General features: G+C 44.5%; 24 protein-coding genes. 22 read left to right on the forward strand and 2 right to left on the reverse strand.

What is annotated here, in order from left to right; genetic code table 11:
- Positions 1–76: 76 nt before the first annotated feature.
- The gene (locus tag MHI27_RS01675) at positions 77–1,318 is read left to right on the forward strand and encodes a DUF445 domain-containing protein (protein WP_076285116.1); all 1,242 of its coding nucleotides are present in this window, start codon (positions 77–79) and stop codon (positions 1,316–1,318) included.
- 58 nt (positions 1,319–1,376) lie between these two features.
- On the opposite strand, the gene MHI27_RS01680 is transcribed toward MHI27_RS01675, so the two are convergent.
- Positions 1,377–2,480 carry a glycosyltransferase family 4 protein gene (locus MHI27_RS01680; protein ID WP_405175441.1) on the reverse strand — a complete coding sequence of 368 codons (1,104 nt, stop codon included), beginning with the start codon at positions 2,478–2,480 and terminating at the stop codon, positions 1,377–1,379.
- Between the two features lie 182 nt (positions 2,481–2,662).
- Here MHI27_RS01680 and MHI27_RS01685 point away from each other — a divergent pair, with 182 nt between their 5' ends.
- Positions 2,663–3,439 (forward strand): YheC/YheD family protein, encoded by a 777-nt coding sequence (locus tag MHI27_RS01685; RefSeq protein WP_231573370.1) that lies wholly within the window; start codon positions 2,663–2,665, stop codon positions 3,437–3,439.
- On the opposite strand, the gene MHI27_RS01690 is transcribed toward MHI27_RS01685, so the two are convergent.
- The gene (locus MHI27_RS01690) at positions 3,432–4,247 is read right to left on the reverse strand and encodes a hypothetical protein (protein ID WP_405175442.1); all 816 of its coding nucleotides are present in this window, start codon (positions 4,245–4,247) and stop codon (positions 3,432–3,434) included. The two genes, MHI27_RS01685 and MHI27_RS01690, sit on opposite strands and share 8 nt — an antisense overlap.
- 280 nt (positions 4,248–4,527) lie before the next feature.
- On the opposite strand from MHI27_RS01690, the gene MHI27_RS01695 reads away from it, so the two are divergent.
- The 20 genes from MHI27_RS01695 (at position 4,528) to MHI27_RS01790 (ending at position 26,673) form a co-directional block, all read left to right on the forward strand.
- The gene (locus MHI27_RS01695) at positions 4,528–6,729 is read left to right on the forward strand and encodes a PAS domain S-box protein (protein ID WP_405175443.1); all 2,202 of its coding nucleotides are present in this window, start codon (positions 4,528–4,530) and stop codon (positions 6,727–6,729) included.
- Positions 6,729–7,352 carry a C39 family peptidase gene (locus tag MHI27_RS01700; protein WP_405175444.1) on the forward strand — a complete coding sequence of 208 codons (624 nt, stop codon included), beginning with the start codon at positions 6,729–6,731 and terminating at the stop codon, positions 7,350–7,352. Before MHI27_RS01695 ends, MHI27_RS01700 begins: the two co-directional genes overlap by 1 nt.
- Before the next feature lie 121 nt (positions 7,353–7,473).
- Complete coding sequence (pulA, locus tag MHI27_RS01705; protein ID WP_405175445.1) at positions 7,474–9,429, forward strand: type I pullulanase; 1,956 nt, start codon at positions 7,474–7,476, stop codon at positions 9,427–9,429.
- Positions 9,430–9,726: 297 nt separating this feature from the next.
- On the forward strand, positions 9,727–11,211 hold the full coding sequence (locus MHI27_RS01710) for a glutamate synthase subunit beta (RefSeq protein WP_405175446.1): 1,485 nt from the start codon (positions 9,727–9,729) through the stop codon (positions 11,209–11,211).
- 126 nt (positions 11,212–11,337) lie between these two features.
- On the forward strand, positions 11,338–11,886 hold the full coding sequence (gene yfcE, locus MHI27_RS01715; RefSeq protein ID WP_042184252.1) for a phosphodiesterase: 549 nt from the start codon (positions 11,338–11,340) through the stop codon (positions 11,884–11,886).
- Between the two features lie 145 nt (positions 11,887–12,031).
- Complete coding sequence (locus MHI27_RS01720; protein ID WP_341126412.1) at positions 12,032–13,060, forward strand: agmatine deiminase family protein; 1,029 nt, start codon at positions 12,032–12,034, stop codon at positions 13,058–13,060.
- 53 nt (positions 13,061–13,113) lie between these two features.
- The gene (aguB, locus tag MHI27_RS01725; protein ID WP_076285125.1) at positions 13,114–13,989 is read left to right on the forward strand and encodes an N-carbamoylputrescine amidase; all 876 of its coding nucleotides are present in this window, start codon (positions 13,114–13,116) and stop codon (positions 13,987–13,989) included.
- 327 nt (positions 13,990–14,316) lie between these two features.
- Positions 14,317–14,763, forward strand: coding sequence for a tellurite resistance TerB family protein (locus MHI27_RS01730; RefSeq protein WP_042184258.1), 447 nt, complete (start codon positions 14,317–14,319; stop codon positions 14,761–14,763).
- A gap of 126 nt (positions 14,764–14,889) precedes the next feature.
- Entirely contained in the window at positions 14,890–15,486 is a 597-nt protein-coding gene (locus MHI27_RS01735) for a TerD family protein (RefSeq protein ID WP_076285126.1), read from the forward strand.
- Positions 15,487–15,515: 29 nt separating this feature from the next.
- Positions 15,516–16,091, forward strand: a complete 576-nt coding sequence (locus MHI27_RS01740; RefSeq protein WP_042184261.1) for a TerD family protein — start codon at positions 15,516–15,518, stop codon at positions 16,089–16,091.
- A gap of 51 nt (positions 16,092–16,142) precedes the next feature.
- Entirely contained in the window at positions 16,143–16,724 is a 582-nt protein-coding gene (locus MHI27_RS01745; RefSeq protein ID WP_076299900.1) for a TerD family protein, read from the forward strand.
- Between the two features lie 242 nt (positions 16,725–16,966).
- Positions 16,967–18,268, forward strand: a complete 1,302-nt coding sequence (locus MHI27_RS01750) for a TerD family protein (RefSeq protein ID WP_405175447.1) — start codon at positions 16,967–16,969, stop codon at positions 18,266–18,268.
- Positions 18,269–18,294: 26 nt separating this feature from the next.
- Positions 18,295–19,035, forward strand: coding sequence for a TerC family protein (locus MHI27_RS01755; protein ID WP_042123539.1), 741 nt, complete (start codon positions 18,295–18,297; stop codon positions 19,033–19,035).
- 171 nt (positions 19,036–19,206) lie between these two features.
- On the forward strand, positions 19,207–20,418 hold the full coding sequence (locus tag MHI27_RS01760) for an HpcH/HpaI aldolase/citrate lyase family protein (RefSeq protein ID WP_256716336.1): 1,212 nt from the start codon (positions 19,207–19,209) through the stop codon (positions 20,416–20,418).
- Positions 20,363–21,805 (forward strand): phosphoribosyltransferase family protein, encoded by a 1,443-nt coding sequence (locus MHI27_RS01765; protein WP_405175448.1) that lies wholly within the window; start codon positions 20,363–20,365, stop codon positions 21,803–21,805. The genes MHI27_RS01760 and MHI27_RS01765 overlap by 56 nt, the downstream gene beginning before the upstream one ends.
- Positions 21,789–22,940, forward strand: coding sequence for a cysteine protease StiP family protein (locus MHI27_RS01770; protein ID WP_339244422.1), 1,152 nt, complete (start codon positions 21,789–21,791; stop codon positions 22,938–22,940). The genes MHI27_RS01765 and MHI27_RS01770 overlap by 17 nt, the downstream gene beginning before the upstream one ends.
- On the forward strand, positions 22,937–23,770 hold the full coding sequence (locus MHI27_RS01775; protein ID WP_042184268.1) for an HAD family hydrolase: 834 nt from the start codon (positions 22,937–22,939) through the stop codon (positions 23,768–23,770). The genes MHI27_RS01770 and MHI27_RS01775 overlap by 4 nt, the downstream gene beginning before the upstream one ends.
- Entirely contained in the window at positions 23,767–24,822 is a 1,056-nt protein-coding gene (locus tag MHI27_RS01780; RefSeq protein ID WP_405175449.1) for an ATP-grasp domain-containing protein, read from the forward strand. The genes MHI27_RS01775 and MHI27_RS01780 overlap by 4 nt, the downstream gene beginning before the upstream one ends.
- Positions 24,823–24,940: 118 nt before the next feature.
- Complete coding sequence (locus MHI27_RS01785) at positions 24,941–25,561, forward strand: hypothetical protein (RefSeq protein ID WP_405176684.1); 621 nt, start codon at positions 24,941–24,943, stop codon at positions 25,559–25,561.
- Positions 25,562–25,572: 11 nt separating this feature from the next.
- Positions 25,573–26,673, forward strand: coding sequence for a toxic anion resistance protein (locus tag MHI27_RS01790; RefSeq protein WP_341058992.1), 1,101 nt, complete (start codon positions 25,573–25,575; stop codon positions 26,671–26,673).
- Positions 26,674–26,902 lie beyond the last annotated feature (229 nt).

Below are 26,902 nucleotides of genomic sequence, written 5' to 3' on the forward strand. Positions count from 1 at the left end.
TGTTCGTGGGACGTGATCCGTCGGTATTTTTCCTGCGTAAGGACATCGGCAGCTGTGTATGTAAGGGGGACTAATCGTGAGATCCAAAAACTTGGCCACCATGTCACTAGCTTTTATGGCATGTGGGTTTCTGATTACACTATTTCTACCTGAAAATCTCGCTGTAATTCTACTAAGAGGTGGCTTTGAGGCTGGGCTGGTTGGGGGGATTGCCGACTGGTTCGCGGTAACCGCGTTATTCCGCCATCCGCTCGGGCTGCGTATTCCACATACCTCACTGCTGCTCAAGAATCGGGATAAGATTATTCAGTCGTTAATTACCGCTATGGAGACTGAGCTGCTGAACAAAGAGAGTATTGAGAACAAGCTGCGCAAGTTTGGCATTATGTCTATGAGTTCCAAGCTGCTGACGAAGTTCTTTAGCAAGAAGAAGGCGAGAGCCCAGATCCTAGAGCAACTTAGCGAATTCGTGTCACGTCTTCCGGTAGAGAAAGCTGTACCTTTTCTTCAAAAGGCAGCCTCTGACTATATTCGTGAAGCGGAGCTTGGAGTTGCGGCTGATAAGATTGTCACTAAATTAATGAACGATGGAAAAGATGTAGCGGCTCTGGATTATGCGCTAGAAGGGGTATCTAACTGGAGCGGTCGTCCTGAAACGAAAGCTATGCTGGGTAAGATCGCCAGTGAGAAACTGGCTGAAGTAAAGCTCGGTGGACTGAAAGGGATGGCTTTTCAGGCTTTCGTTGGATTCATGGATGCGGATATGCTTGGTGAAATGCTGCAAGGCATGCTGCAGTCCGGTATTCGCGATTTTCGTGAAGAGGATAGCCCTTATCGTGAAGAGATCATCCGGGAAATTCGGGTGGCGTTGTTCCAGATTGTTAATGATGAGGCTAGAATGACTTCTGTGAAAGAATGGGCACTACAAGAGCTTGAGGGAGAAGCGGTAACTGCTTTTCTGCATACTCAATTGGAGAACGTACGTAGTAAGGCACTCTCCTTATTAGAAGAGGACCGGGCAGCTGGCGGAAGAAAACTATTTGCACTATACACCCTTCTTATGCGCCGTATTAGTAAGGAACAAGAGTGGATCGGTAGCTGGGAGGAGCGGATTCGCGCTTCATTGATTGCATTTGTAGAGGCTAACCACTTCCGAATCGGTCTTTTGGTGAAGGAGAATCTGGATAGCATGGACGATGCTAGTCTAGTGAATATGCTGGAGGATAAAGTAGGTAAAGATCTTCAGTGGATTCGTGTGAACGGTGCCTTATGCGGTTTTGTTGTAGGGCTTGTACTTACGGTTGTTCAATTTATTTAAATCAAAGTAGTCCGTCTCCAGTGAATGGAGGCGGACTACTTTTTTATGTTTGTAGGGTCTATCGCTGTACTAAGGCAGCTTGATAAATCCGCTCCAAATCAGTTGCTGTACGTTGCCAATTGAAGGCTTCAAGCGCATCCGCTCGTCCTTGTTTCCCAATGGTTGCTGCTACCTCCGGATTCCGGCCTAGTCGCAGCAAATCTCTAGCAAAGGGCAAGGCCTCGCGATATCGTTCCACCAGATATCCGTTATGGCCGGAGTCGATAATCTCACGGATACCGCCATTGCTAGAAGCGATGACCGGTAGTCCCGAGGCCATGGCCTCTACATTAACAAGCCCAAAGGATTCATGATTCTGAGAAGGACATACGAAGCAGTCGGCTGCTTGATAAAGGGTATGGATATCCTCATGAGCTACATTTCCAAGGAAGGAAACGGATACGCCTAGTCGCTGTGCAAGCAGCTTCAGCTGTCGCAAATATGACGGTTTCCCTTTGCCTGCAATTACAAGATGAGCAGGAAGGTGCTTATTTAAATGGTACATAGCACGTATCAATACGGGCACCCCTTTGCGGGGAATGACTCGACCGACGAATAAGACGGTAAAGACCCTCGGGAGTCTGTAAAGTTTGCGAAGATGGTATTTTTCCTGTAGCGCTACAGGAGTGAATCGATCAAGATCTGCTCCGAGCAGGACAATACGGATTTCATTGTTTAATTGCGGGAAGCGACGGGTTAGTCTTCGCTGTAGAGAGTGGCTATTCGCAATAATCAGATCTGCTCTAGACAAGGCCCTAGCAGTCTTAACTGTGTCCGGTGTGAATGTAAGAGAATGCAGAAATAGAAATACCGGAAGATGAGGGAGCCGTTTCTTTACAGCAGACATAAGATGGGGGCGATTATCGACCTGAACGATATCAAATGACTCATTCTGAATGTAGTCTAATACCGAAGTACGATAATGAACGGGAGTACTTGCGGGCAACCGAATGATTCTGACCCGCTCCAATATGGAAGCATCGGGCAGTCCCGGCACTTTGCGGCTCACAATGGTAACCTTATGTTTCTCAGCCAGCCTTCTGGCAATGGCCCAAATGCAGATTTCTACTGACCCGTCTCCCGGAACCGGGAGACGTTCCGGCGCAATAATACAAATATGCATGGTTCATGCCTCCTCTGATCCGCTAATGGTTATCCTCTTCCCACCATATGCAGCTTGAGTATCTGGAGATACATCTGAGAGCGGAGAGGGCGTTCAACCCATTCCATTCATATAGTCGGAGCATAAAATACTAAGGTTAAGCAAGGCTGTTATCATTATTTGAGTGACAGGGGAGAGGGCAATTGGGAACAAAGTTAAAGTCTGCGTTGACCAGCAAATGGATTAAAACCAAGGTGCTCATGCAAAGTTCCGAGATTTCACCGCTCATTCCAGAAACAGTGAAGTTTAGTAAAGCAAACTTAAGAACGATGCTCTTGAAATATGGGATGATTTACGTTAAGCCGGAACATGGCACCTATGGTAACGGTGTAATGAAGGTTGAACAGAGTAAGGATTCTCATGGAACAGAATACAAATACCAAAGTGGAACAAAGATAAAAACCTTTGGAGCCTATGACACCTTTTATTCATCCCTTAAGAAAGCAACACGCGGACGCAGTTACTTGATTCAGAGAGGGATTGTTTTGCTAAAGCACGGAAAGCATCGTTTTGATATCCGTGTGATGGTCCAGCTCAGTCCGCGTGGCAAATGGGAAACTACCGGATTGATTGGCCGAGTAGCTGAGAAGGGCAAGATTGTTACCAATTATCATAACGGTGGTACGCTAATGTCTATGGAGAAGCTGCTGTCGCCTTATTTGAACGATGCTCAGCAAGCTCAGATGCTTAAGATATTGCGAAAGCTAGGTGAGGATACCGGACGTTTCTACCATAAGAAATATCCTGGCTTTAAACAGATTGGTGTAGATGTAGGATTAGATAAGCACATGACGCCTTGGATTATTGAAGTGAATACGAGTCCAGATCCATATATTTTCAAACATCTTTCTAATAAAAGCATGTACCGCAAAGTGATGGCTTACCGCAGAGCAAATGAGAAGAAGAAGTCCGCTAACTGATTTGCTTCTTCGTATTCGCAATAACAAGGGAAACCTTTTGTTCGAGCTCAATTATTTTTTGCTTATGGGTTGCGATCTGACGGTAACCGGAGACCAGTGCAGCTAAGGACTGGTTGGTTAGGGTAAGGTTTTGTTTGCGAATCGCTGCTTTAAAGTCAGTCCAATCTGCTGAGACACGTTTGTTTAACGAGGTGATCACGCTCTTGTTAGATTTGATCGTGATTTGAGGACTTTCAATGCCAGACAAGGTTTTACGCGCTTCGGCTATCTTTTGGGAACGTTTCTTTTTCGCGGCGTTCAGCTGATTCTGCTTGTCACTGATCTCTTGGCGTGCCAACTGAACCAAGATCTTCATAGCATCACCTTGGGCACGCAGTACGGTATTCAAGGTCTTGTCCTTAAGTGACTTGGCGATACTAATTCGCTTGTTAAGTGCACTATACTGGTCAAATAAGGGCTGATAGCGCTGCTTGCTACTCTTAACGGAGGCTTCCAATCGGGTCACTGTTTCAAGATCAATTCCTTTAATTTGTTGACGAACCACAACTAGCGATTGCTCATTATTGTAGTGAAGGATTCGGATTTGCTCCTCGCGCTGATCATACTGCAGCTTTAAGGTGGATAAATCATTGTAAAGAGAAGTCAGCTTAACCCTGGCAGGACCTTCTGCCGTTGCGGCCGTCAGATCAAAAGCTGCTTTTATAGAAGGGGTTAATTCTGTTGTAGATGCAGCAATAGCTCTTGATGATGTGCTTAGCAGTAGCAGGATCGTAAGCAGTAGTAAGGGCACTGGCTTAAATATTTTCATTTATTCTCCTCCTATTATCGAAACCTAATGGCAACAAAAAAAAGCACCCGTAGCAAAGGCAAAAGCCTTTATTACGGGTGCTTCCAGCGTAATAGGTCACGAACGATATTATTATGTTTAATAATAGTTTGCCCCAGGCCATCCAGTCAATATTTAAAATTAAGCTATTCACAATTCAAAATGATACGGAGGGCATTTCTATACTCACTTCTCTTATCGTATACTGAACTTAGGATGGAATAAAGGATGCAACGTTCGCAACAAAGGAGGTCTGGCGTAGATGGATAACGCGGTAGAATATAGCACAATGTTGGAACATGCATTTATGTGGTCCCCAGAGGGAATAGCCGTACTGTCTTTAAACGATGGTAAGGGCAACTGGCTGAAGGTCAATCCGGCTTTTTGCAATTTACTTGGCTTTACGGAAGCTGAGTTTCTTGCTGGGGCTATTTTTGCAGAAATGGAAAATAGACAGACGCCTTCGAAAGAGCTTTCCTATAGATTGGTGATGGACGAGCTTCAGAATTCTCCAGCAGGGAGCTGGAAGAAGGAAGAATGCTTTCACAAAGGGGATCAACCGGTATGGCTTTCCCTGACATTCTCAGGATTTGGAACAGCAGGACAAGCCCCTTCGTGTATTATTGTGTACGCCGAAGATATTACAGACCGAAAGATTGCAGACCAACAAATGGCAGATCAACGAGATCTAGAGGAACAGATTTATCAAAGTGAACGTAATTATAGATTGATTTCCGAGAATTCGCTGGATTTAATCTCGCGTCATGCAGTTGAAGAGCGCAAACAGTTCGAATTCAAGCTTCAGGAGAATGAACAGCGCTATAAATCCTTATTTGAATATAATCCCTCTGCTGTGTACTCAATGAATTTGCAAGGGGATTATTTAACAGCCAATGCGAATCTGGAGAAGCTGACCGGGTATTCGCTGGAAGAACTGATCGGAATGTACTTTGGTCCCGTTGTGCATGAGAAGGACATGGAGAAGACGCTGTATCATTTTAACTTAGCTGCTAAGGGCTATCCCCAAAGCTATGATCTGACGCTTATTCATAAAGAAGGCCATCTTGTAGAGATTAATACCACTAATATTCCGATCATTGTAGACGATCAAGTGGTTGGTGTATATGGTATTTCCCGTGACATTACGGAACGTATAAGATATACAGAACAAATTGAGAAGCTAAGCAATGAGTACACCCTTATATTAAATGCAGTATCTGAGGGTATTTTTGGACTCGATATGGAGGAGAAGGTGACCTTCATCAACCCTGCAGGTTTGCATATGCTCGGCTATGAACATGATGAGATCATGGGTCATACCTATCTAGATCATATTCAGCAGACAGCGCTTGATGGGATCCATTACCGACCAGAGGAGTCGCCACTTATCAAAGCCATTAGGTCAGGGGGATCTTACCAGAGCAAGGATGCAGTCTTATGGCGTAAAGATGGTACAAGCTTTCTTGCGGAGTACCAAGTAACCCCTCTTTTTGATAAAGGTGAACCTAAGGGTGTTGTAGTCGTCTTCAGGGATATTACAGATGAGAAGGAGATCATTCGGGCGAAGGAATCTGCGGAAAAAGCGGACCAGGCTAAATCAGAGTTTCTAGCCATTATGAGCCATGAAATACGCACGCCTATGAACGGCATTGTAGGGATGACTGATCTGCTTGCCGAGACGGAACTAGATGAAGAACAACGTGAGTACACAAATATTATTAAGGAGAGCAGTAGCTCTCTTCTATATATTCTGAATGAAATTCTCGATTACAGTAAAATTGAGGCCGGAAAAATGATGATCGTACATGAGCCCGTGCATCTTCGAGAGGTACTGGACAGTGTAACGGATCTGTTTATGGCTAAGGCTTTGGAAAAAAATCTTGAGCTGTCTTACAGCATGGCACCAGGAGTTCCTACGTTCATTATGGGAGATGCAGGACGATTACGTCAGGTATTGGTTAATCTGGTCAGCAATGCGATTAAATTTACTGACCGAGGTAAAGTCTGTATTTATGTGGAGCAAAAATTGTCCGTGGTTTCAAAGAAATCGACTTTGAAGTTTAATGTCAGAGACACGGGGATAGGTATTCCTTTAGAAAAGCAGCATCAGCTGTTTCAATCATTCTACCAGCTGCACTCCTCGTTTAATCGTAAGTATGCCGGGACGGGGTTAGGACTAGCCATTTGCAAGAAGCTTGTCGAGCTGATGGGCGGAGCCATTGCGGTGGAGAGTAGCGAAGGAAACGGCTCTAATTTCTATTTCACACTACAGATTAATCCTGAAAACAAATATGAGGGCGAAGAGGAAGATATTGCTCAGGCAGAGCAGAAGCCCGCACAGGAAATGGAATCACGATCTAATTCAGAGGGATCTATGGATGTTGGTGAAAATGTGATTTTACTTCCGGAAGGCCCTGCCCTTTCAGCTTCTAAGCCGAACTCTTCAAAGGGAGAACCATCCTGATGAGGAATAGAAACTCCAGTCTCAGTAACAAACTATCGGTAGATCCATACACACAGTGGGAGGCTGGGGTTTCATCCCCGTCTTCTGCATGTGGACCAGCTACGCTGGCAGCTTTAACCGAGTATTGGAATACCCAGCTAGGAATGGACTTTATTCGTGGCAAAGGTCATTTTCACTCTAAAGCAGCTCATATTAATTACATATACAGTCATCACGGAGGTACCCCTTTGGGGATGAGTACACGTAGTTTTGTAAAGGGGATCACAGCTTATATCCACTCTTCAATCTCGCCAAAAGGGGGACATAAACTTTCTGTCTCTACTTTTAACGATTTCGATGTGTATAAAGTGGAGATTGATGCAGGTCGGCCAGTAGCTGTTAAATTTGATAAATGGTTTAATTTTCGGTGGAGAGGGAATTTTGCTTACGATTACCATTGGGTATTAGGAATAGGATATGAAGTACCTGATAACGGGGATCGTCCAATCCTCATCGTTCAGGATAATGGTGTGAGGTATAAGGATGGAAGGATTGCTCTTTGTAAAGAACGCCGCATCCCATATTATGCAAATAAAGACATCATTACAATGGTGGGAATGAATATCATAGAAACGCCTAGTTAATCGTGATTTAGCTATGCAATTACCCTGGAAAAATGATCTGGTTATTTTGAGTCCAAACGTTTGCACAAATTCGAGGATCATACTATAATCCAGTTAATAACTGGAAAAGGGGATAGGTGCTTTGTCCGTACAAAAGGAAATGAAGGAACCGATTTATTATGGTGATCCTGCGACTACTAGAGGGATTTCCGTATTCGCTCAGGAGTTTGATCAGTTGTTTAGTTATGACGGGGATGATCTCGGACTTACATATTCATCGGCCTGTTCATCATTTTGCTTTTGGGCCCCTACGGCTCAGGAGGCAGAGCTAGTAATTTATGATTCATGGCAGGGAGCTGCGGGGTCCAAATATGCTATGATTCGCGATATTCGGGGAACGTGGAGAGCTACGGTTGACGGTGATTTAGATGGCAAGTTCTATACCTACCGAGTGCGTCTAGGTGAACAGTGGAATGAAGCAGCTGATCCTTACGCGCGTGCTGTCGGCGTGAATGGGGACAGAGGTGCTATTCTAGATTTGCGCAAGACGGACCCTGAGCGGTGGACGGAAGATAAGCCGTCGTTTGTGGATCCTGTAGACGCTATTATTTATGAGCTTCATTTGCGTGACTTATCCATTCATCCAGCAAGCGGTATGGCTCATAAGGGTCAATATCTCGCTTTGGCGGAAGAAGGAACCCGCGGACCAGAGGGCATTCTCACCGGACTCGATCATATCGCAGATCTCGGTGTAACCCACGTGCAGCTATTGCCTATTTATGATTATTCTACAGAGAGTGTAGATGAGACGAAGCTGGATGAGCCTCATTTTAACTGGGGTTATGATCCGAAGAACTACAATGCTCCTGAAGGCTCCTATGCTACGGATCCTTATGTGCCCGGACTACGCATTCAAGAACTAAAAACAATGATTCAAGCGCTTCATGATCGTGGACTCCGCGTCATTATGGATGTTGTTTACAACCATGTGTACGACGGATATCGCGTGAATTTCACTAAACTGGTTCCTGGCTATTATTTGCGTTATAAACAAGACGGAAGCCTGTCGAATGGCTCAGGCTGTGGCAATGACGTGGCTACAGAACGCTTGATGATGTCCCGCTTCATTGTGGAGTCCGTGGTCTATTGGGCTAAAGAATACCATATCGACGGCTTCCGCTTTGATTTGATGGGCTTGATGGATGTCGATACGATGCGGGAAACTCGGCGGCGTCTGGATGGGATAGATCCGTCTATCATGACGATCGGTGAAGGCTGGATGATGGGGACTGAGCTACCGATGGAACGGCTCGCTCATCAGAAGAATGCCTCCCTTATGCCGGGAATCGGACATTTTAATGATGATTTCAGGGATGCTATTAAAGGAAATATCTTTTTGTACGATCAGCCGGGCTTCATCAGTGGAATGATGGGTCTGGAGCCTGCGATCAAGGCGGGGATTGCGGGAGGAATTGACTTCAGCCCAGGAATTAAGCAATTTGCCGAGGAGCCTCAGCAAAACGTTAATTATGTGGAGTGTCATGATAATCATACCTTATGGGATAAAATCGTATTGTCCACCGAGGGTGAGACGATTACTCAGCGCCGTTCCATGCACAGACTAGCTTCTGCGATAGTGTTCATGAGTCAGGGGATTCCTTTTATCCATGCAGGACAGGAGTTTATGCGTACGAAGGACGGGGTGGAGAATAGCTATAAATCTTCGGTCGATATCAATCGTATGGACTGGGAATTGTGCGCCGCGCATCAGGAAGATGTGGCGTATATGAAACAGTTAATCGAACTGCGTAAAGCTCACCCGGCCTTCCGTATGCGAACAGCAGCGGACATTCGGAACCATTTGGTTTTTGAAAAAGCACCGGCAAGTGCAGTAGCTTACACGCTACGTGGCCATGCTGGAGGAGATGCAGCGAAGCATATTTATGTTCTTTTTAATGCGAATGCTGAACAGACCACTGTGGTTCTGCCGCAGCTTGGAGCATGGAAGACCATCTTCGGGGCTGATCTTACGCAGGAGCTGACTGGAAATAAGCTAACTGTAAATGGGATTGGGACAGTAGTCCTGACGGCGAAATAATTAGTCTTTTACAAGATCATTATTGAAAAGCATGCGGAGTAACGTACTTTAATCAGGTACAGTACACTGTGTGCTTTTTTTTTTGTTTTTCCATTTTCTTAATTTGATTGTTTCATTTTACATAAAAAGGTGACATTACTCATTTTCGATGATGATATTGGATGTTAATATGAAAGCATTTACTTTGTCGCTTTAGAGTGGCATAGGCTTGGCAGCAGACAAACATAGCGCGTACTTTTCTTTTTTAACGGTTTAGGAAGTATATATCTGTGGGGATATTTAGAGAGGATGAGAGAGATGGGGAAAGCAACCGGATTTTTGGAATTTGAACGGCAGACGCCTTCGGAGTGTGAGGCGCTTGAGCGGATTAAGAATTGGGATGAATTCTCGATTCCTATGGATGAAGAGAATCTGCGCGAGCAAGGCGCGCGTTGTATGGACTGTGGTACGCCATTTTGTCATGTAGGACGTCTGTTGTCTGGTATGGCTTCCGGCTGCCCTCTACACAACTTGATTCCTGAATGGAATGATATGGTTTATCGTGGGAACTGGGAGGTTGCACTGAAACGTCTGCATAAGACCAATAACTTCCCTGAATTTACTGGACGTGTGTGTCCGGCACCTTGTGAAGGTTCTTGTACAGTAGGGATGAACGGCAAGCCCGTAACGATAAAGTCGATTGAAAAGTCGATTGTAGATAGAGGTTTTGAAGAAGGTTGGATTGTTCCTGAGCCACCGCTTACTCGCACAGGTAAAAAGGTAGCTGTAGTGGGCTCGGGTCCAGCAGGTCTTGCCTGTGCAGCTCAGCTTAACAAGGCGGGGCATACGGTGACCGTGTATGAACGGGCAGATCGGATTGGTGGTTTGTTGATGTATGGTATTCCGAACATGAAGCTGGATAAGAAGACGGTTCAGCGCCGAGTAGACCTGCTAGCGGCTGAAGGCATTACATTCGTAACTCGTACAGAGATTGGGAGAGATATCTCGGCGTCACAACTCAAGGCGGAGCACGATGCTGTTATCTTGTGTGGCGGGTCTATGCAGGCACGAGAGCTTCCTATAGAGGGTCGTGAGCTGCGGGGCATTCATCAGGCGATGGAGTTCCTGACACTGAATACTAAGAGCTTACTGGATTCAGAGCTTGCTGATGGTGAATACTTGTCTGCGGCAGATAAGGATGTAGTTGTAATCGGTGGCGGGGATACTGGCACAGACTGTGTAGCTACGTCGATCCGCCACGGCTGTCGTAGTGTGATCCAGCTTGAGATTATGCCACAAGCTCCACTGACCCGTCAGCCTAGCAATCCGTGGCCAGAATGGCCAAAGGTTCTTAAGGTGGACTATGGCCAAAAAGAAGCGGCTTCACTGTATAAGGAAGATCCACGTCGTTATCTCGTTTCGACGAAACGTTTTGTTGGTGACGATGGTGGACATGTGCAGGAGCTGCATACCGTGCGCATTGAGTGGACTCGCAATGAACAGGGACGGATAGTTCCGGTTGAAGTACCAGGCAGTGAAGAAGTTCTAAAGGCACAGCTGGTACTACTCGCATTAGGATTCACAGGGCCCGAAGAGATTGTGCTAGGTGAGCTTGGGGTGGCACGTGATGAGCGCGGAAATGCCAAGGCGGAGTTCGGAGCACAAGCGACCAATGTAGAGGCGGTATTCACAGCAGGTGATATGCGCCGCGGCCAAAGCCTTGTCGTTTGGGCCATTGATGAGGGGCGTCAGACAGCCCGCGAAGTGGACCGATTCTTGATGGGATCATCGAATTTGCCGTAAGAATAGAGGCATATAGGGCAGGGCGTTCCTTTTGGAGGAACGTCCGCTTTTGCGTTGTTTGCCTATTCAAGGTTAAAATTGAAACCTAAGCACAAGATCTATTTAAGTCGAAAAGGAGAATACATGATGAAGCTAATGTTTATTTCCGATATTCACGGTTCTTTATTCTGGTTAGAACGGGCTTTGGAAAAGGTAGAGGAAGAACAGCCAGACAGTCTTGTAATCGTAGGAGACTTTTTATATCACGGTCCCAGAAATCCACTGCCGAAGGGTTATGACCCGCAGGGAGTTGCTAATAAACTGAATGAATATAACAAAAAGAAGCCTATAACGGCAGTACGTGGTAACTGCGATGCTGAGGTAGACCAGATGCTGCTGCAGTTTCCGATGATGGGCGATTATGTGATGCTCCTGCATGAAGGCAGACGAATCTATGTTACACACGGTCATGGCTTTAGTATTGAGAATTTACCGGCACTATCTGAGAAGGATATCTTTATTCAGGGGCATACCCATCTTCCGGTTGCGGATGTAAAAGAGGGCGTATACGTGCTGAATCCCGGTTCGATATCGCTGCCTAAAGAGAATAATCCGAATTCCTATGGTATCCTTGAGGGTGGAGAATTCATCGTTAAGGATTTTGAGGGCGATGTGGTAAAAAGGATTACACTATAAGCTCAGTCAGATCTCTTGTGACCCGAATTCCTTCCAACATTATTAGTGTTCTAGGGAATTGAGCACTAGAACATATTATTGTATGATGAGGTAGGAGTTTTAGGGCAGGGCTGGCTCCAAATATAATAGTAAAGGTAGTTAACACATGAATCCTAAAGATTTGAACTATACAATGCCACCGGAATGGGGCAAGCATGAACGTACTTTTATCTCCTGGCCGGTGCAGGAATCTATGTGTTTCCCGGACAACCACGAGTCGGTATGCCAAGGTTATGCTGACATTATTACAGCTATTGCCGAGTTTGAACCGATTACGGTTATCGTTAACCCGGAGGACGTGGAAAAGGTAGAACGTCTGGTCAGCGGACCGAATGTAACGCTACTACCTATAAAGCATAGCGATGCTTGGTTGCGTGATAACGGGCCTACCTTTGTTGTTAATAAAGACGGCGTTCTAGCAGGCGTGAACTGGAAGTTTAATGCCTGGGGCGGTAAATATTCACCTTGGGATCTGGATGATGAGGTAGCTCCACAGATTCTCGAACACACACAAGTGACACGCTTTGATGCGCCGCTTGTGATGGAAGGCGGCTCGATCCATACGGATGGAGAAGGCACCTTGATTACTACAGAAGAATGTCTGCTCAATACGAACCGCAACCCGGATTTGAAGCGCGAGAATATTGAAGAGTACGTGCGCAATTATACAGGTACAGAAACTATTATCTGGCTTAAGCGTGGTCTAAGTGGTGATGAAACCGATGGTCATGTGGATAATATCGCTTGCTTCGCTGCTCCAGGTAAAGTCATTATTCAGGTCTGTGAGGATCCGCAGGACGAGAATTTTGAGATTACACAGGAGAATCTTCGTATTTTGGAGAATGCCAAAGATGCCAAAGGGCGTAAGCTGGAGATCATCAAGATTCAGCAACCACCACGGGTGGATCATGACGGCAGCCGTCTGACGCTCAGTTATTTGAACTTCTATTTCGTAAATGGTGGAATTATTTTACCTGTGTTTGGCGGTACAGCGGTGGAAACAGATAAACTTGCCGAGGAAGTACTGGCTGGTTTGTTCCCGGAACGTAAGATTCGTACAGTTAACGGTATGGCGGTCATCACCGAGGGCGGGAACGTTCACTGCACTACGCAACAAATGCCTGCTCAGCAATAATTGAAGGAAACTAAACGTCCAAAGGGACATTTATATATAAGGAGGACAGATTCTTGAGAAATGTAAAAGTAGCTGCGACGCAAATGAGCTGTTCCAGCAATATTGATGAGAATATCAGCAAAGCTGAAACATTGGTCAGAGAAGCGGCGGCACAGGGAGCACAAATTATTTTGCTGCAGGAGCTGTTCGAGACTCCGTATTTCTGTCAGAAAGAGAAGGCTGATTATTACGCATATGCAACAGAGCTTGAGCATAACAAAGCGATTAATCATTTCACAGCAATAGCCAAGGAACTGCAAGTGGTGCTGCCAATCAGTTTTTATGAGAAAAAGAACTACGCACGTTACAATTCACTAGCTGTAATCGATGCCGATGGAACGATACTGGGCAAATACCGCAAGAGCCATATTCCAGATGGCCCAGGGTATGAAGAGAAATTCTACTTCAATCCGGGAGATACTGGCTTTAAAGTATGGAACACTCGCTATGCCAAGATTGGTGTAGGGATTTGCTGGGATCAGTGGTACCCGGAAGCGGCTAGAGTGATGAGCCTGATGGGAGCAGAAATTCTGTTCTATCCAACCGCTATCGGATCAGAACCGCAGGATGGATCGATCGACTCTAAAGATCATTGGCAGACTTGTATGCTTGGGCATGCAGCGGCTAACCTTATTCCAGTCGTTGCCTCCAACCGTATCGGTGAAGAAATTGATGAAGATTCTAGCATTAATTTCTACGGCTCTTCGTTCATTGCGGGACCGCAAGGCAATAAAATTGTTGAAGCAGGCCGGGACGAGCAAGCTGTAATAGTGAGCGAATTTGATCTGGATGCTTTGGAAGTCGGACGGATCGAGTGGGGCGTCTTCCGTGATCGCCGACCGGATCTGTACAAAATGATTGGTTCTTATGATGGGGACATCATTCTTTAAAAGACTTCACAGTTAAATATGCTAAAGGCATTGCTAGAGAGGATAGAATCTCTGGCAGTGCCTTTTTTGGTGTTTCAACGAGAAATACGGGGGTTCTTTGAACAGAGGAGCAATTGTTCGGAATTCCTGTGCAAGATCGGACACAATCTTTTCTATCAAAAGTACTGTAAAAGTCTGGAAAAGTAGAATATTGCTATTTTATCAGGTATATTAGAAGAGTAAACCGTGATTCAGGGATCTACTATGAAAATTCTGTCGGATACGTGGAGAGGAGGCTCTGGGATATCTTTTGTTATCATAATCTTGCAGTGATAGAAGGAGAAAACGATGAGCACATTTAAAAACTGGTTGAATACAACCAAAAACGGACTAACAGAACAAGTAAAGAAATTCAAAAATAAAGATTTCATGAATGCGGTAGTTGCGGGCTGCGCCTTGGTTGCTGCTGCCGACGGTAAAATAGAAGAAGCTGAAAAGAATAAAATGGCTGGTTACATGAATATGAGTAATGAGCTTAAGGTGTTTGACATGAGAGATGTCATTACCCAGTTCAACTTTTATGTAAGTAACTTTGAGTTCTCACCAGAAATCGGTAAGCAGGAAGCACTGAAAGCAATCGGTAAGTTTACCGGTAAACCAGATGTGGGACGTGTAATTGTGGGTGTGTGCTCAGCTATTGGATCAGCTGATGGTGATTTTGATGACAATGAAAAAGCAGTTGTGCGGCATATTTGCGGTGTCTTGGGATTAAACCCTGGTGAATTCAGTTTATAAATGATGTAATACCATATACATGAGTTCGGATGAAACGTATTTAGTTCTTTAGCGTATCACTCATATAACATCCAAAAGCTAGACTAATAGATGGTGATTCTTTTTAGGGAATGGAGGTACGTAAAGTTGGCTGGAATTAATCTGGTAAAAGGTCAGAAGATTGATCTCACAAAAGGTAATGCAGGCTTATCTAACGTAATTGTAGGTTTAGGTTGGGATCCGGCTGAGCCAGCTCGAGGATTCTTCGGTGTGAAGAAACAGGCCAACGTGGACTGTGACGCTTCAGCACTGATGCTGAACGAGAATGGTAAGCTAGTTAAGAAGGGTAACCTGGTGTGCTTCCATAACAAGCAAAGTCCTTGTAACTCTGTCATTCACTCCGGAGACAATCTCACGGGTGATGGTGACGGAGACGATGAGCAAATCATGGTTAACCTGAATGCCATTCCTTCCGATGTACACAAGGTTCTGGTAGTTGTGAATATTTATGATGCCACGAACCGTAAACAGGATTTCGGATTGATTAAATCAGCTTATATCCGTGTGATGAACGCTGTAGGCAACAATGAGCTAATCCGTTTCAACCTATCTGATAATTACAATGGCTATACGGCGCTTATTTGTGGGGAACTTTACCGTCAAGGTGGAGAGTGGAAGTTCGCCGCAATTGGTGAGGGTAGTCACGCGGCACATATCAATCAACTGGCAGAACGCTACGTATAATCCAAATAAAAGAAAAGAGGAATGTTATCATGGCAATTAATCTATCCAAAGGTCAAAAGATCGATTTAACAAAAACAAATCCAGGTCTATCCAAAATCACAGTAGGTCTTGGTTGGGACACTAATAAATATGACGGCGGTAAAGATTTCGACTTGGACGTTTCCGTATTCTTGACTAATGCGAACAGCAAAGTTGAAAAAGAAACCAACTTCATTTACTTCAATAATAAACAGAACGAGAACGCTTCTGTTGTTCATACAGGTGATAACCGTACAGGTGACGGCGATGGTGATGATGAGCAGATTCAAGTGGATCTTTTGAGTATCCCAGCGGATGTAGAAAAGGTAGCTTTTACTATTACAATTTATGAAGCTGAAACAAGAAGCCAAAACTTTGGTCAAGTTTCTCGTTCTTATGTGCGTATCGTAAATGATTTGAACAATGAAGAACTAATCCGTTTCGATTTGGGTGAAGACTTCTCTATTGAAACTGGCGTTGTTGTCGGTGAATTGTACCGTCATGGTGCAGAGTGGAAGTTCAATGCAATCGGTAGCGGCTACAAAGACGGCTTGAGCGGTTTGACTCGCGATTACGGCTTGCAATAAATCTTGTAATACACAGTGAACTGAATCCACTCATGAAAGAAGGTTATGTCAGTGACGATCAGTCTTTCCAAAGGACAGCGGATTGATCTTACCAAGACTAATCCAGGTCTGACAAAGGTAGTAGTTGGATTGGGCTGGGACACTAATAAGTATAGTGGAGGTCAAGATTTTGACCTCGATGCTTCAGCGTTTCTGCTTCATGAAGACGGCAAAGCTAAAGGTACAGATGATTTTGTATTCTATAACAACCCAAATGGTGGCGCAGGCTCTGTAGTCTACACGGGAGATAACCGTACAGGAGAAGGCGACGGAGATGACGAGCAAATTATCGTTGATTTTAGCAAAGTCCCTGCCCATATTCAGCGTATTGGTATTACCGTAACGATTTATGATTACGAAACTCGTGCACAGAACTTTGGACAAGTCTCCAATGCTTTCGTACGTGTTGTGGATGCTTCCACAGATCGTGAAGTACTCCGTTTCGACCTGGGTGAAGATTTCTCAACAGAGACGGCAGTTGTATTCTGCGAATTCTACCGCAATGGTGCGGATTGGAAATTCCAGGCAGTAGGTAGTGGTTTTGGCGGCGGCCTTAGCGCATTGTGTAAAAATTATGGGCTGGACGCGCAATAGCATCTTCCGGGCGGGGTCATCACCGATCCTGCCCTTTTTTTAATTCTTTATGGATTGCCTCACAAAGGAAATGGAATGGGTCTCGAAGTATAAACTCCACTTTGTGGGGTTATTTAAAAATATAAGAAAGTATAAGTTTCACACGATACATTATGTCTTATATTTCTCGCTTAAACGCTTGCCGTCCTTATAAGGATGCCGAAGGCGTTTATGCTTGCTCCATTTATAAAGGTGGTGTAAGAATGGGTATTACAGTTGTCAAAGGACAAAAGGTTGATTTAACTAAAGGCAATCCTGGACTTGATTCTCTTATCGTAGAGATTGGCTGGCAATCGCCATCTTCACTTGAGATTGATACTTCTGCTTTTTTGCTTGGAGCGCAAGGTAAAGTAAGCAAAGATGAGGATTTGATATTTTATAATAATCCGTCTACACCTTATATCAGATATAAGGAAATGCCTACATCAAACAGCCTCAAGCAATTTGACGTGGAACTAAACAAAGTTCCTTCTGATGTGATGAAACTCGCGTTTACACTTACCATTTATGATGGCGAGAAGCGAGGTCAAAGCTTTAGGCAGGTAAATCAGGCCTATTTTCGGATTCTGAATCAAGTAACAGGTGCGGAGCTTCTCCGATGTGATCTTGAAAATCATTTCTCCGTGGAAACGGCTGTTGTGGTAGGAGAATTATATAGATATAACGGTGAATGGAAATTCAGCGCCATTGCCGCGGGTTTTGCTGGTGGTCTACAGGAACTGTGTAGGAACTTTGGGATAGAAGCGAACGATGAACCGGCACCGACACCAATACCAGTGCCTAAGCCTGCTGCTCCGCCGCAGCCAGAGCTTAAACGTCAATCAGCGCCGGTAGCGGAGCCTAAGATTCAGTTTCCACCTCCTCCTGCAGCTGCGCCTTCACCTGTAACACCCCCTCCGGTCAATCTCAACCTGAAGAAGATCGAACTGAAGAAAAAAGGCGATTCGATCAACCTGAAGAAATCAGCTGGTGGTTTGGGCGAATTGCTAATTAACCTTAACTGGAATCAGAAGCAGGGTGGAGGGCTATTTAATCGTAAAAATGGTGTGGATTTAGATCTTGCTTGTCTATATGAGTTGAAGAATGGCAGTAAGGGAGTAGTTCAGGCGCTGGGCAATGCTTTTGGCTCATTGAACCAACCTCCTTATGTCATGCTTGATGGAGATGACCGGACAGGCTCTGTAACAACCGGTGAGAATCTGCGGATTAATGGCAGCGAAATTGCTGATATTGAACGGATTCTAATTTTTTCTTTTATTTATAAGGGTGTTACCAATTGGTCAGAAGCTGACGGTGTTGTCACGATTACCCAGAGTGATGGCCCCGATATTATTGTCAATTTGGACGAGCATAACAACCGCAAAGGCATGTGTGCCATCGCGTTATTTCGGAATGTGAATAACGAGACATTCAGTGTTGAACGGCTGGTCCAATATTACAGTGGTCATCGGGAGATTGATGAGGCATATGGTTGGGGACTGCGCTGGGTTGCTGGCAGTAAATAGACGATTTTTTCGGAGGCGCAAGTGTAATGGATTGGTTCGCTGATTTTTTTAGGAATATTAGTGAGAACTACGGTCATTTTTTCTCATGGAGCGATGTGGTAGGTACGCTCTCAGACCCGGTTAGCTGGGGCATTATTGGTAGCTTAGTTCTGCTAGAGGGACTGCTCTCTGCAGATAATGCGCTTGTTCTCGCCGTCATGGTTAAGCATTTACCTAAAGAACAACAGAAGAAGGCGCTCTTTTACGGTATTATAGGAGCTTATGTATTCAGGTTTTTGGCTATCGGTCTAGGGACATTTCTTATTAAATTCATGTTGGTTAAGGTTCTTGGTGCAGCCTATCTCTTTTATATCGCTTATGGCGGGTTATTTAAGGGCGGTGGCGATGAGAAGATCGAGAATAAGGGGTTCTCTTTTTGGAAGACGGTTCTCCTTGTTGAATTAATGGATATTGCTTTTAGTATTGATAGTGTTATTGCTGCATTTGGTGTTAGTAACCAGGTTTGGGTGCTCTTTATGGGCGGAATCATAGGCGTTCTGATGATGCGGGGAGTAGCGCAATTATTCTTAAAGCTTATTGATAAAATTCCGGAACTCGAGCGTGCCGCTTTTGCGCTTATTGCCATTATTGCTGGTAAAATGCTCGCGGGCGCTTTTGGTTACGAAATGCCACATGTATTATTCTTTTCAATCATTATTCTTGTATTCGGTGGTACGATCCTTTACAGCGTACTGCGTAAGAAAAAAGAAGCCCATAGAAATGCTTGATTTCAAAGCTAGTTGAACACTGCTGCTTTCAGGTAATCGTATATGTTTATAGCGTAGGCCTTCACTTATATATGAGAGAACCGGATAGGGTATAGCTGGTTCTGCCACTCTCTATAGGAGAGGCCTGCGCTTGTTTTGCTTGGCTTCGCAAAACTATAAGGGGGAACCATCTTGAGATACTTCGATTACCTGACGAAAGAACAAGAAATAGCCTTATTTTATAATCCGCCGATTTCATTTAACCATAATACTACGAGTAAAGATTTGCTGGCTCATGCTGTTGGAGCTGCCCTTTATATGCCAGCAACTCGTGCTAGTGTTCCCGAAGACATTTTGAAGCTTAAAAGTGCAGGACTTGTAACCGTTATTATTGATCTGGAGGATGCGATCGGAGATAACGAGGTTGACCATGCAGAGGAGTCTCTCATTCAGCATCTTATTTTTCTCGCCGCATATGAGGAGAACGAGCCAAGCGGGAGTGATAGTCTTCCGCTTCTCTTCATCCGAGTTCGTAACCCGGAGCAGCTACAGCAGCTGATTTTTCGGTTAGGATCTTTGGTTACGATGTTAACAGGGTTTGTTTTCCCTAAGTTTTCGGTCGACAACGGAATCCAATATTTCGAGGCGATAGCCGATTACAATAGAACGCGCAGTTACTCAGACCCAGTGCTTTATGGCATGCCAATCCTGGAAAGTGCGCCTATTATTTACCGGGAGAGCCGGGTAGATAGTCTTTTATCTATTCGTAATTTGCTAGGCAACTACCGCGAATATGTGTTGAACGTTAGAATTGGAGCAACAGACTTCTCAAGTTTATTCGGACTGCGCCGTAGTCCTGATATTAGTATTTATGATCTTACCCCTATTCGAGACTGCATATCGGATATTATTAATATTTTTGGCAGAGTGGAAGAAGGGTATGTAATTTCCGGACCAGTCTGGGAATATTTTGCGAATAAAGGGCATCGGGTGCTCAGACCACAGCTACGGCAGACTCCGTTTGAGGACACCTATGGTAAAAACGGCCGCGACATGCGAAATAGTTACATTTCTAGCAGCATGGATGGGCTTATTCGTGAAGTGATTTTAGATAAAGAAAATGGAATCTTGGGCAAGACGATTATACATCCCTCACACCTCAGACCTGTTCAGGCCATGTACACGGTAATGCACGAGGAATATGTTGACGCCTGCAGTATCGTAGAGAGTAACGATGGCAGCCTAGGAGTCTTCAAGAGTCAATATTCTAATAAGATGAACGAGATTAAGCCGCATTTGAACTGGGCAAAACGGATTTTACTACGATCACAAATATACGGGGTGTTACATGAACAACAGCATTTTGTCGGATTATTACCCGAAAACGAATTTACACACGTATAACATAGTCGAGAACCTGCAGGTTACGGTTACCGAAACATCTAATCCCTTTCATTTGCCTGTGGATACTTTATTCTCCATGGCAGCCCGGATTAATAAGAAACGCTCCTTTTTGTTCGTCAGCAAGGTACTTGGTAAACATATCCCTGTTAATCCGTACACCTCTCTGCTAAGTGGTGCTGCATTAGCGCTGCTGTTATATCAGGAGATGAACGGTAATTCTGCGGATAATGATAGGATGGAAGATTTATTAGATAAAGCTGTACACGGACTGATGCACCCTGAGTCTGCCAAGGAAGCCTATGAGCATTTATTAGCGGCAAAATTAGTTCTTCCTAGGCCTGTTGTCTTTATTGGTTTTGCTGAGACTGCAACTGCGCTGGGTCACAGTGTGTACAACATGTTTGCCGATGCAGCATCATATATTCATACTACCCGTGAACATATCATCGATTTGGAGTCCATTGTTAGCTTTGAAGAAGAGCATTCACATGCGGTTGACCATCTATGTTACGCCTTGAATACTAAGCTATTATCAGGGACTGAGCCGATTATTTTGGTGGATGATGAGATTACAACTGGGAATACAGCGATTAATACGATCCGTGATATTCAGTCCAAATTCCCTCGGGAGGAATACGTAGTCGTTTCTATTTTGGATTGGAGGAGCGGTAATAATCTTCATACCTATAGCGAATTAGAACAGGAACTGGGGATTCGGATTAAGTCCTTATGTTTGCTTCAAGGAAGTATTGAAGTAAAAGGCACGCCTTTGCTAAATGCTAGGAATGACAAATATTTGTTATCGTCTTCAGTGGAATCCGAAGTAGTGACCACTTATGTAGTGGACGGTTTAGAACGTCTGCAGGCAACATCCGTAGATTCATATGGTGACACCAACTCGTCTCCTTATTTGAAGTACAGCGGACGTTTCGGACTGGAGTCGCTGAATAATGATGCTCTTGATGTAGGAGTAACCCGGATAGCCGCTCAGCTAAGAGAACTGCGAGGGGGAGATTCTAAGACTCTAGTGATGGGTGTAGGGGAATTTATGTACCTTCCTATGCGGATAGCTGCTGAGATGGGGGAAGGCATTTCATATCAGTCCTCTACTCGCAGTCCAATCCACCCTGAACGTCGACCAGATTACGGAGTGCATAGTGCTGCCGCATATCCTTCAGCTAGCGATCCGGAAATTACAAACTTTATTTATAATGTGGATTCTGATCAGTATGATGATATATTCGTGCTGATTGAGCGTGATGTACCGCATGAACGAATGAAACCCATGCTTGATATACTGAAGACACTGGCCCGCCATAAAGTGCATCTTATTGTACTGACTCCTGAAGGAAGAAGTGGAGGCCTCCAGTATGAAGGGAACAAGTAATCATAAAGTCATGGACAAAAAAATAGCAGAACCTGTTCCGCTAGGTAGCTATCCACCGTCAGATGTTACGTTTCTGCTCAAGGATCTTAGTGACGTTTCGCTGGAGCTTGCGACAGAGGAAAGGGAGGAAGCTATCCAATCGGGTGTCCATTATTCTGAGATGTTGCCCGTTGAATATCAGCCTACCGAGCAGTATATCGACTTGTTTCATGAGACGCTGCAGCAATCAGCTAAGAAGGTTGCTTTAGCTGTTGCCATTGTTTCTGAGATGATTGTCTCAAGAAGAGGACTAAGTACGGTGCTTGTCTCTTTAGCTAGAGCAGGAACACCCATTGGTATACTGATTAAGCGTTATATAGCTGAGAGATACAAGGTAGACTTGCCGCATTATAGTATTTCTATTATTCGAGGAAAAGGTATAGATGAGAATGCGATACTCTACATTCTGCAGAAGCATGGACTTGATGCTGATTTGCAGTTTGTGGATGGGTGGACAGGAAAAGGGGCTATCCGTGGGGTGCTGATTGATTCTTGCAACACCCTCTATGAGAAGTATGGTATTCGCTTAAATGATGATCTTGCCGTATTGGCTGACCCGGGAAACTGCGCAGGCATGTTTGGGACTAGAGAAGACTATCTCATTCCTAGCGCCTGCTTAAACTCCACCGTTTCAGGGCTGATGAGCCGAACGGTGTTACACGCTGATCTCATTGGTCCTGAGGAATTTCATGGTTCAAAGTTTTATAAGGAGTGGCTGGATGCGGACGAGTCCAATGTATTTATTGATACGATTTGCCCGTATTTTCCTTCCATAGTAGCAGAAGCGAAGAATATTGCTGGACAGATGCTGGAGCATCCGCCAGAAATCACTTGGCAGGGTCTTCGTGATATTCAGAGTATTCAGGAGACTTTCGGTATAGATAACATTAATCTAATAAAGCCGGGAGTCGGCGAAACAACCCGCGTATTACTGCGCAGAGTACCTTGGAAAATTCTTGTCGATACTATGGATAATCCGAATCTAAAGCATATTCTTCTCTTAGCGAAGGACCGGGGTGTTCCTGTTGAGATCTTTCCTGGGATGACGTACTCCTGCTGCGGAATAATTAAACCGCTGAAGGGGGAGACAGAATGATATATGCTAGTGATCTAGATCGTACTTTGATCTATTCTTTAGGTGCAATAGGTGTGCCGGAGAATACTCCGGGTCTAATTCCGGCGGAAATTATAGAGGGAAAGACGAGATCCTACATTTCGCAGCAAGCATTAAATCAGCTGATGGATCTGAACACGCGGATTATTTTCATCCCGGTTACTACGCGTACGATACAACAATATAAGCGTATTAATCTGTTTCAAGAAACGGTCATACCTGACTATGCGGTTACAAGCAATGGGGGAAATATCCTAATCGGTGGAGTTGTCGATAAGGAATGGAGAGAATCAATCGGTAGATTGGTAGCTCGTCACTCTGCTGGGGCTGAAGAGGTTAGATCATATATCAAAGCGGTTGTACGTGAGGATTGGATCATTAGTGAGAATTATTGTGATGATCTATTCTATTCCTTCATGGTTTATCGGGATCAGTTGCCTTTAGATGAAATCACTAATTTATCAGATCGGCTCTATAATCTCGGCTGGAGAGTTTCTTTACAAGGCCGCAAGCTGTACGCTGTGCCGGCTGCCGTGAACAAAAGCGATGCTATACTCCATTTGCGGCGCACCGTTCGCTCTGAACCAATGGTGGCCTCCGGGGACTCACTGCTAGATAAGAGTCTGCTTGAGAGTGCAGACTATGCTATTGCCCCTTGCCATGGTGAAATATTTGCAGAGCAACAGAGTGGTCTTGTAAAATCAAGATATCCATTTACGAAAGAATCAGGTGTATTTGCTGGAGATGAGATTTTGCAGTATGTAAATATGATCTATAATAATCTAACTGCATTGGGAGTGGGGCCACTATGAAAAAGGTAAATATTTATTTCAATCGTTGGTTTTCCGTGGCTTACCATTATATGAATCTCCTCCGCAATAACGAGGATGGTATACCGGTTCAAATCTTTGCGACACACCCGGATATCCGCCATATGTCGCTACAAGGTGCTGACTTTGCTGAAACCGAGCCGGCGCTGAAGGGAATAGAATATGTTCAGTTTTGCGTTGATTTCTGTCGGCGTAATGAGATCGATGTTTTTATTCCACGGTTGCATATGCTTGATATTGCTCTCCATGCGGCAATGTTTGATGCGATTGGTACAAAGGTTCTGGTATGTAGAGATCTTGATTTGCTGGAGTCCATTATGGACAAAGGTAAATTTTACGAGAATGTTAGTGAGCAAGGCATTATGAGTATCCCAGATTATCATGTGATTAGTACAGCGGAACAGTTTAAAGAGGCTTACGAGGACCTTGTAGCCAAGGGACATCGTGTTTGCTTTAAGCCTACTGAAACAGAAGGCGGGTTAGGATTCCGTATTATCGACAATACCCGCGATCCTCTTCAAGAGCTTTTTGGGTATGTAACTCCATTGATTACGTTTGATGATGCCTATCGTATTCTTGCAAGCAAAGAGACCTTCCCTGATTTGATGGTGATGGAATTACTGGAGGGTTACGAGTATAGTATAGATTGTCTGGCAGATGAGAACGGTAAGCTGTTAGTAGCTGTGCCACGTCGAAAAGTGGGCGGTCGTCTGCGATTGATGGAGCATATTCCTGAACTGGAGGAGATTGCAGCTAGAGTTGCAGAAGTTTACAAGATCCCCTTCAATTTCAATATTCAAATGAAATACAATGGAGATACTCCAAAGCTGTTGGAAATTAACCCACGAATGTCCGGTGGACTGCATATGTCATGTCTGTCAGGGATTAACTTTCCTTATTTAGCCGTCAAAAGCGCACTAGGTGGCGAGGTTCAGCCTATGAATTTTGAAGGTGATGTATTAGCTAGCCATCTGGAGCAACCGATGATTATGAAATTAAACGGCCAATCTGTCATTCCGGATGCCGTGAATTGAGCGTTCATAAAGTCGCTCACAAGAGGTGAGAACAATTCAGTTTAAATCGAAAGTATTGCTTTACGCCGGTATCGGCTACGTTGTTGCTGTATTAACGAGTTCTTTTCTTCCCGAATTCATTTCTCTGCTGTTGCCTTTAGCGGGTGCGGGGATAGGTGCTCTGGTAACGAGAAGTCCAAAAACCAATCTCCCAGCGGAGGTGTTGCCAGCAGGCCCAGTGACGACACCTATTGCTAAGGCACCCGCTGCGAGTGCTCCTCAATTAAGCAACACGACAAATGATACTACATCAGGTAATCACAGCTATGACGGTAGAACTGAGAGCGCGGTGAAGATTGGACCGGAGTTCGCTCCGGTTGTGGAGTATCTTAGCATTCTGGAAGATATGATTATCTCAGAAGGGCAGAAGGATACGCTGGACAATGAAATTGTCGAGAAATCATTGGCGCTCTTCGCGAGACTTCAACGTGTAATTCCACTGCTGCAGGAGCTGAATAACGGCGAGATTAATCATACGGTCCGCAGATTGATTCTGAAGGATTTGAATGGTGTAATCAACCCATTCTTACGCCTAGGCGGTGAAGCAAAGACGAAGAATCGGAGAATGCTGCTGAACGGTCTAAGAGATGTCGATTCCAAAATATCGGATATTGCGTCCACGATCGAACATAAAGACCTGATGGAACTTCAGACGAAGGCGGAACTGATTCATCAGCGGTACAGCAGTTCCGAACTATAGGAGGGAATCCCATGTCCACGCAGTTGATCCAATTAAAAAAAGAAGATGAACAAAAGGTAGTCGAGGAAGCGGCACAATTAATTGAGAAGGTATCCCAAACGGATACTGTTACACTGGATTCCTTGATGGATGATATCGGTAAGCTTGGGGTTAAGACGCAGGAAAAAGCAGGACAAACCTTGAAGCTGCTGGATCGCCCGGTGAATGACCTGATGTCTGGTAAACGCGTTGAAGTGCCTAACATGATTATGAAGCTGCGGAATGAGTGTGAGAATCTGCAGCAAAGTAAGAATGTGAGCTTCTTTGGCAAGATGCTACGCAAGAGTCCGATGAAGAACTATGTGTACAAATATCAGTCGGTCCGCACGAACATTGATGCCATTGTTACAGGGCTTCGCGATGGTAGAGATACCCTCGAAGAGAGCATTGTGAATATGCGTCAGCTGAAACGTACTTCTATGGAAGAGATCTATAACCTACAGACCAAAATTGCTTTCGGCACTAAGTTGAAAGAGTTGTTCGAGGTAGAGATCGCGAAGCCTGAGAATGAGTACCGTAAAGCTTATCTGGAGCGCGGTTTGCGTAAAGTGATGGTTCGAATTCAGTCGATGACAGAAATGATTCTGCTGTATAATCAAGCGATTGCTGCTACAGACATCATTAATGACAATAATGACAAGCTGATTGATTCCGTGAATAACGCCATTGATAAGACCTCTAATCTAATCACAGTGTCGGCAATGATTGCGATGTCGTTAGCGGATCAGGAGAATGTTATCAACGCTGTAGAAGCGACGAATAAAACGATTGAAGATCAATTTAAAGAAAATGCACGTTTGCTGCGTACCACTACAGAGAAAACAACCGAGTTGCTATCTAAGCCTTCTATGTCTATGGAAGCTGTGAATCAAGCGATCGGCGATTTGCTTAGCGCATTAGACACTTCAGAACAGTCCAACCGTCGTATTATTGAGAGCTGCCAGGATTATACGTCTAAAATGACAGTAATCAATACTCAACTAGGCAATCGTTTAGGACTAAATGAGGCGGACAAGCCTCAGGCACTGAAGCAAGGAGAGGCTGAGAGTCAACTGAGCAGCTTCTTGAACTAATTGTTTCTGAAATTTGCATGAATACACAGTATAGGATGTAAAGCCTGTTGAATTTATCAGCAGGCTTTTTTCTTTGTTCATTTTTCAACATTAGTTATAATATATTCCAATTTACTAAAATTTTCTCATGATATATTATGGTAAAGATCTGATGGATTTATTGATGCTCAGGTGCACCTAAGATGAAAGGATCGGCTTTATCATGCGCTGTTTCAAGAGAAACGGGCAT

The organism is Paenibacillus sp. FSL H8-0261 (genome assembly GCF_045040645.1).
Classification (GTDB): Bacteria; Bacillota; Bacilli; order Paenibacillales; family Paenibacillaceae; genus Paenibacillus_AQ.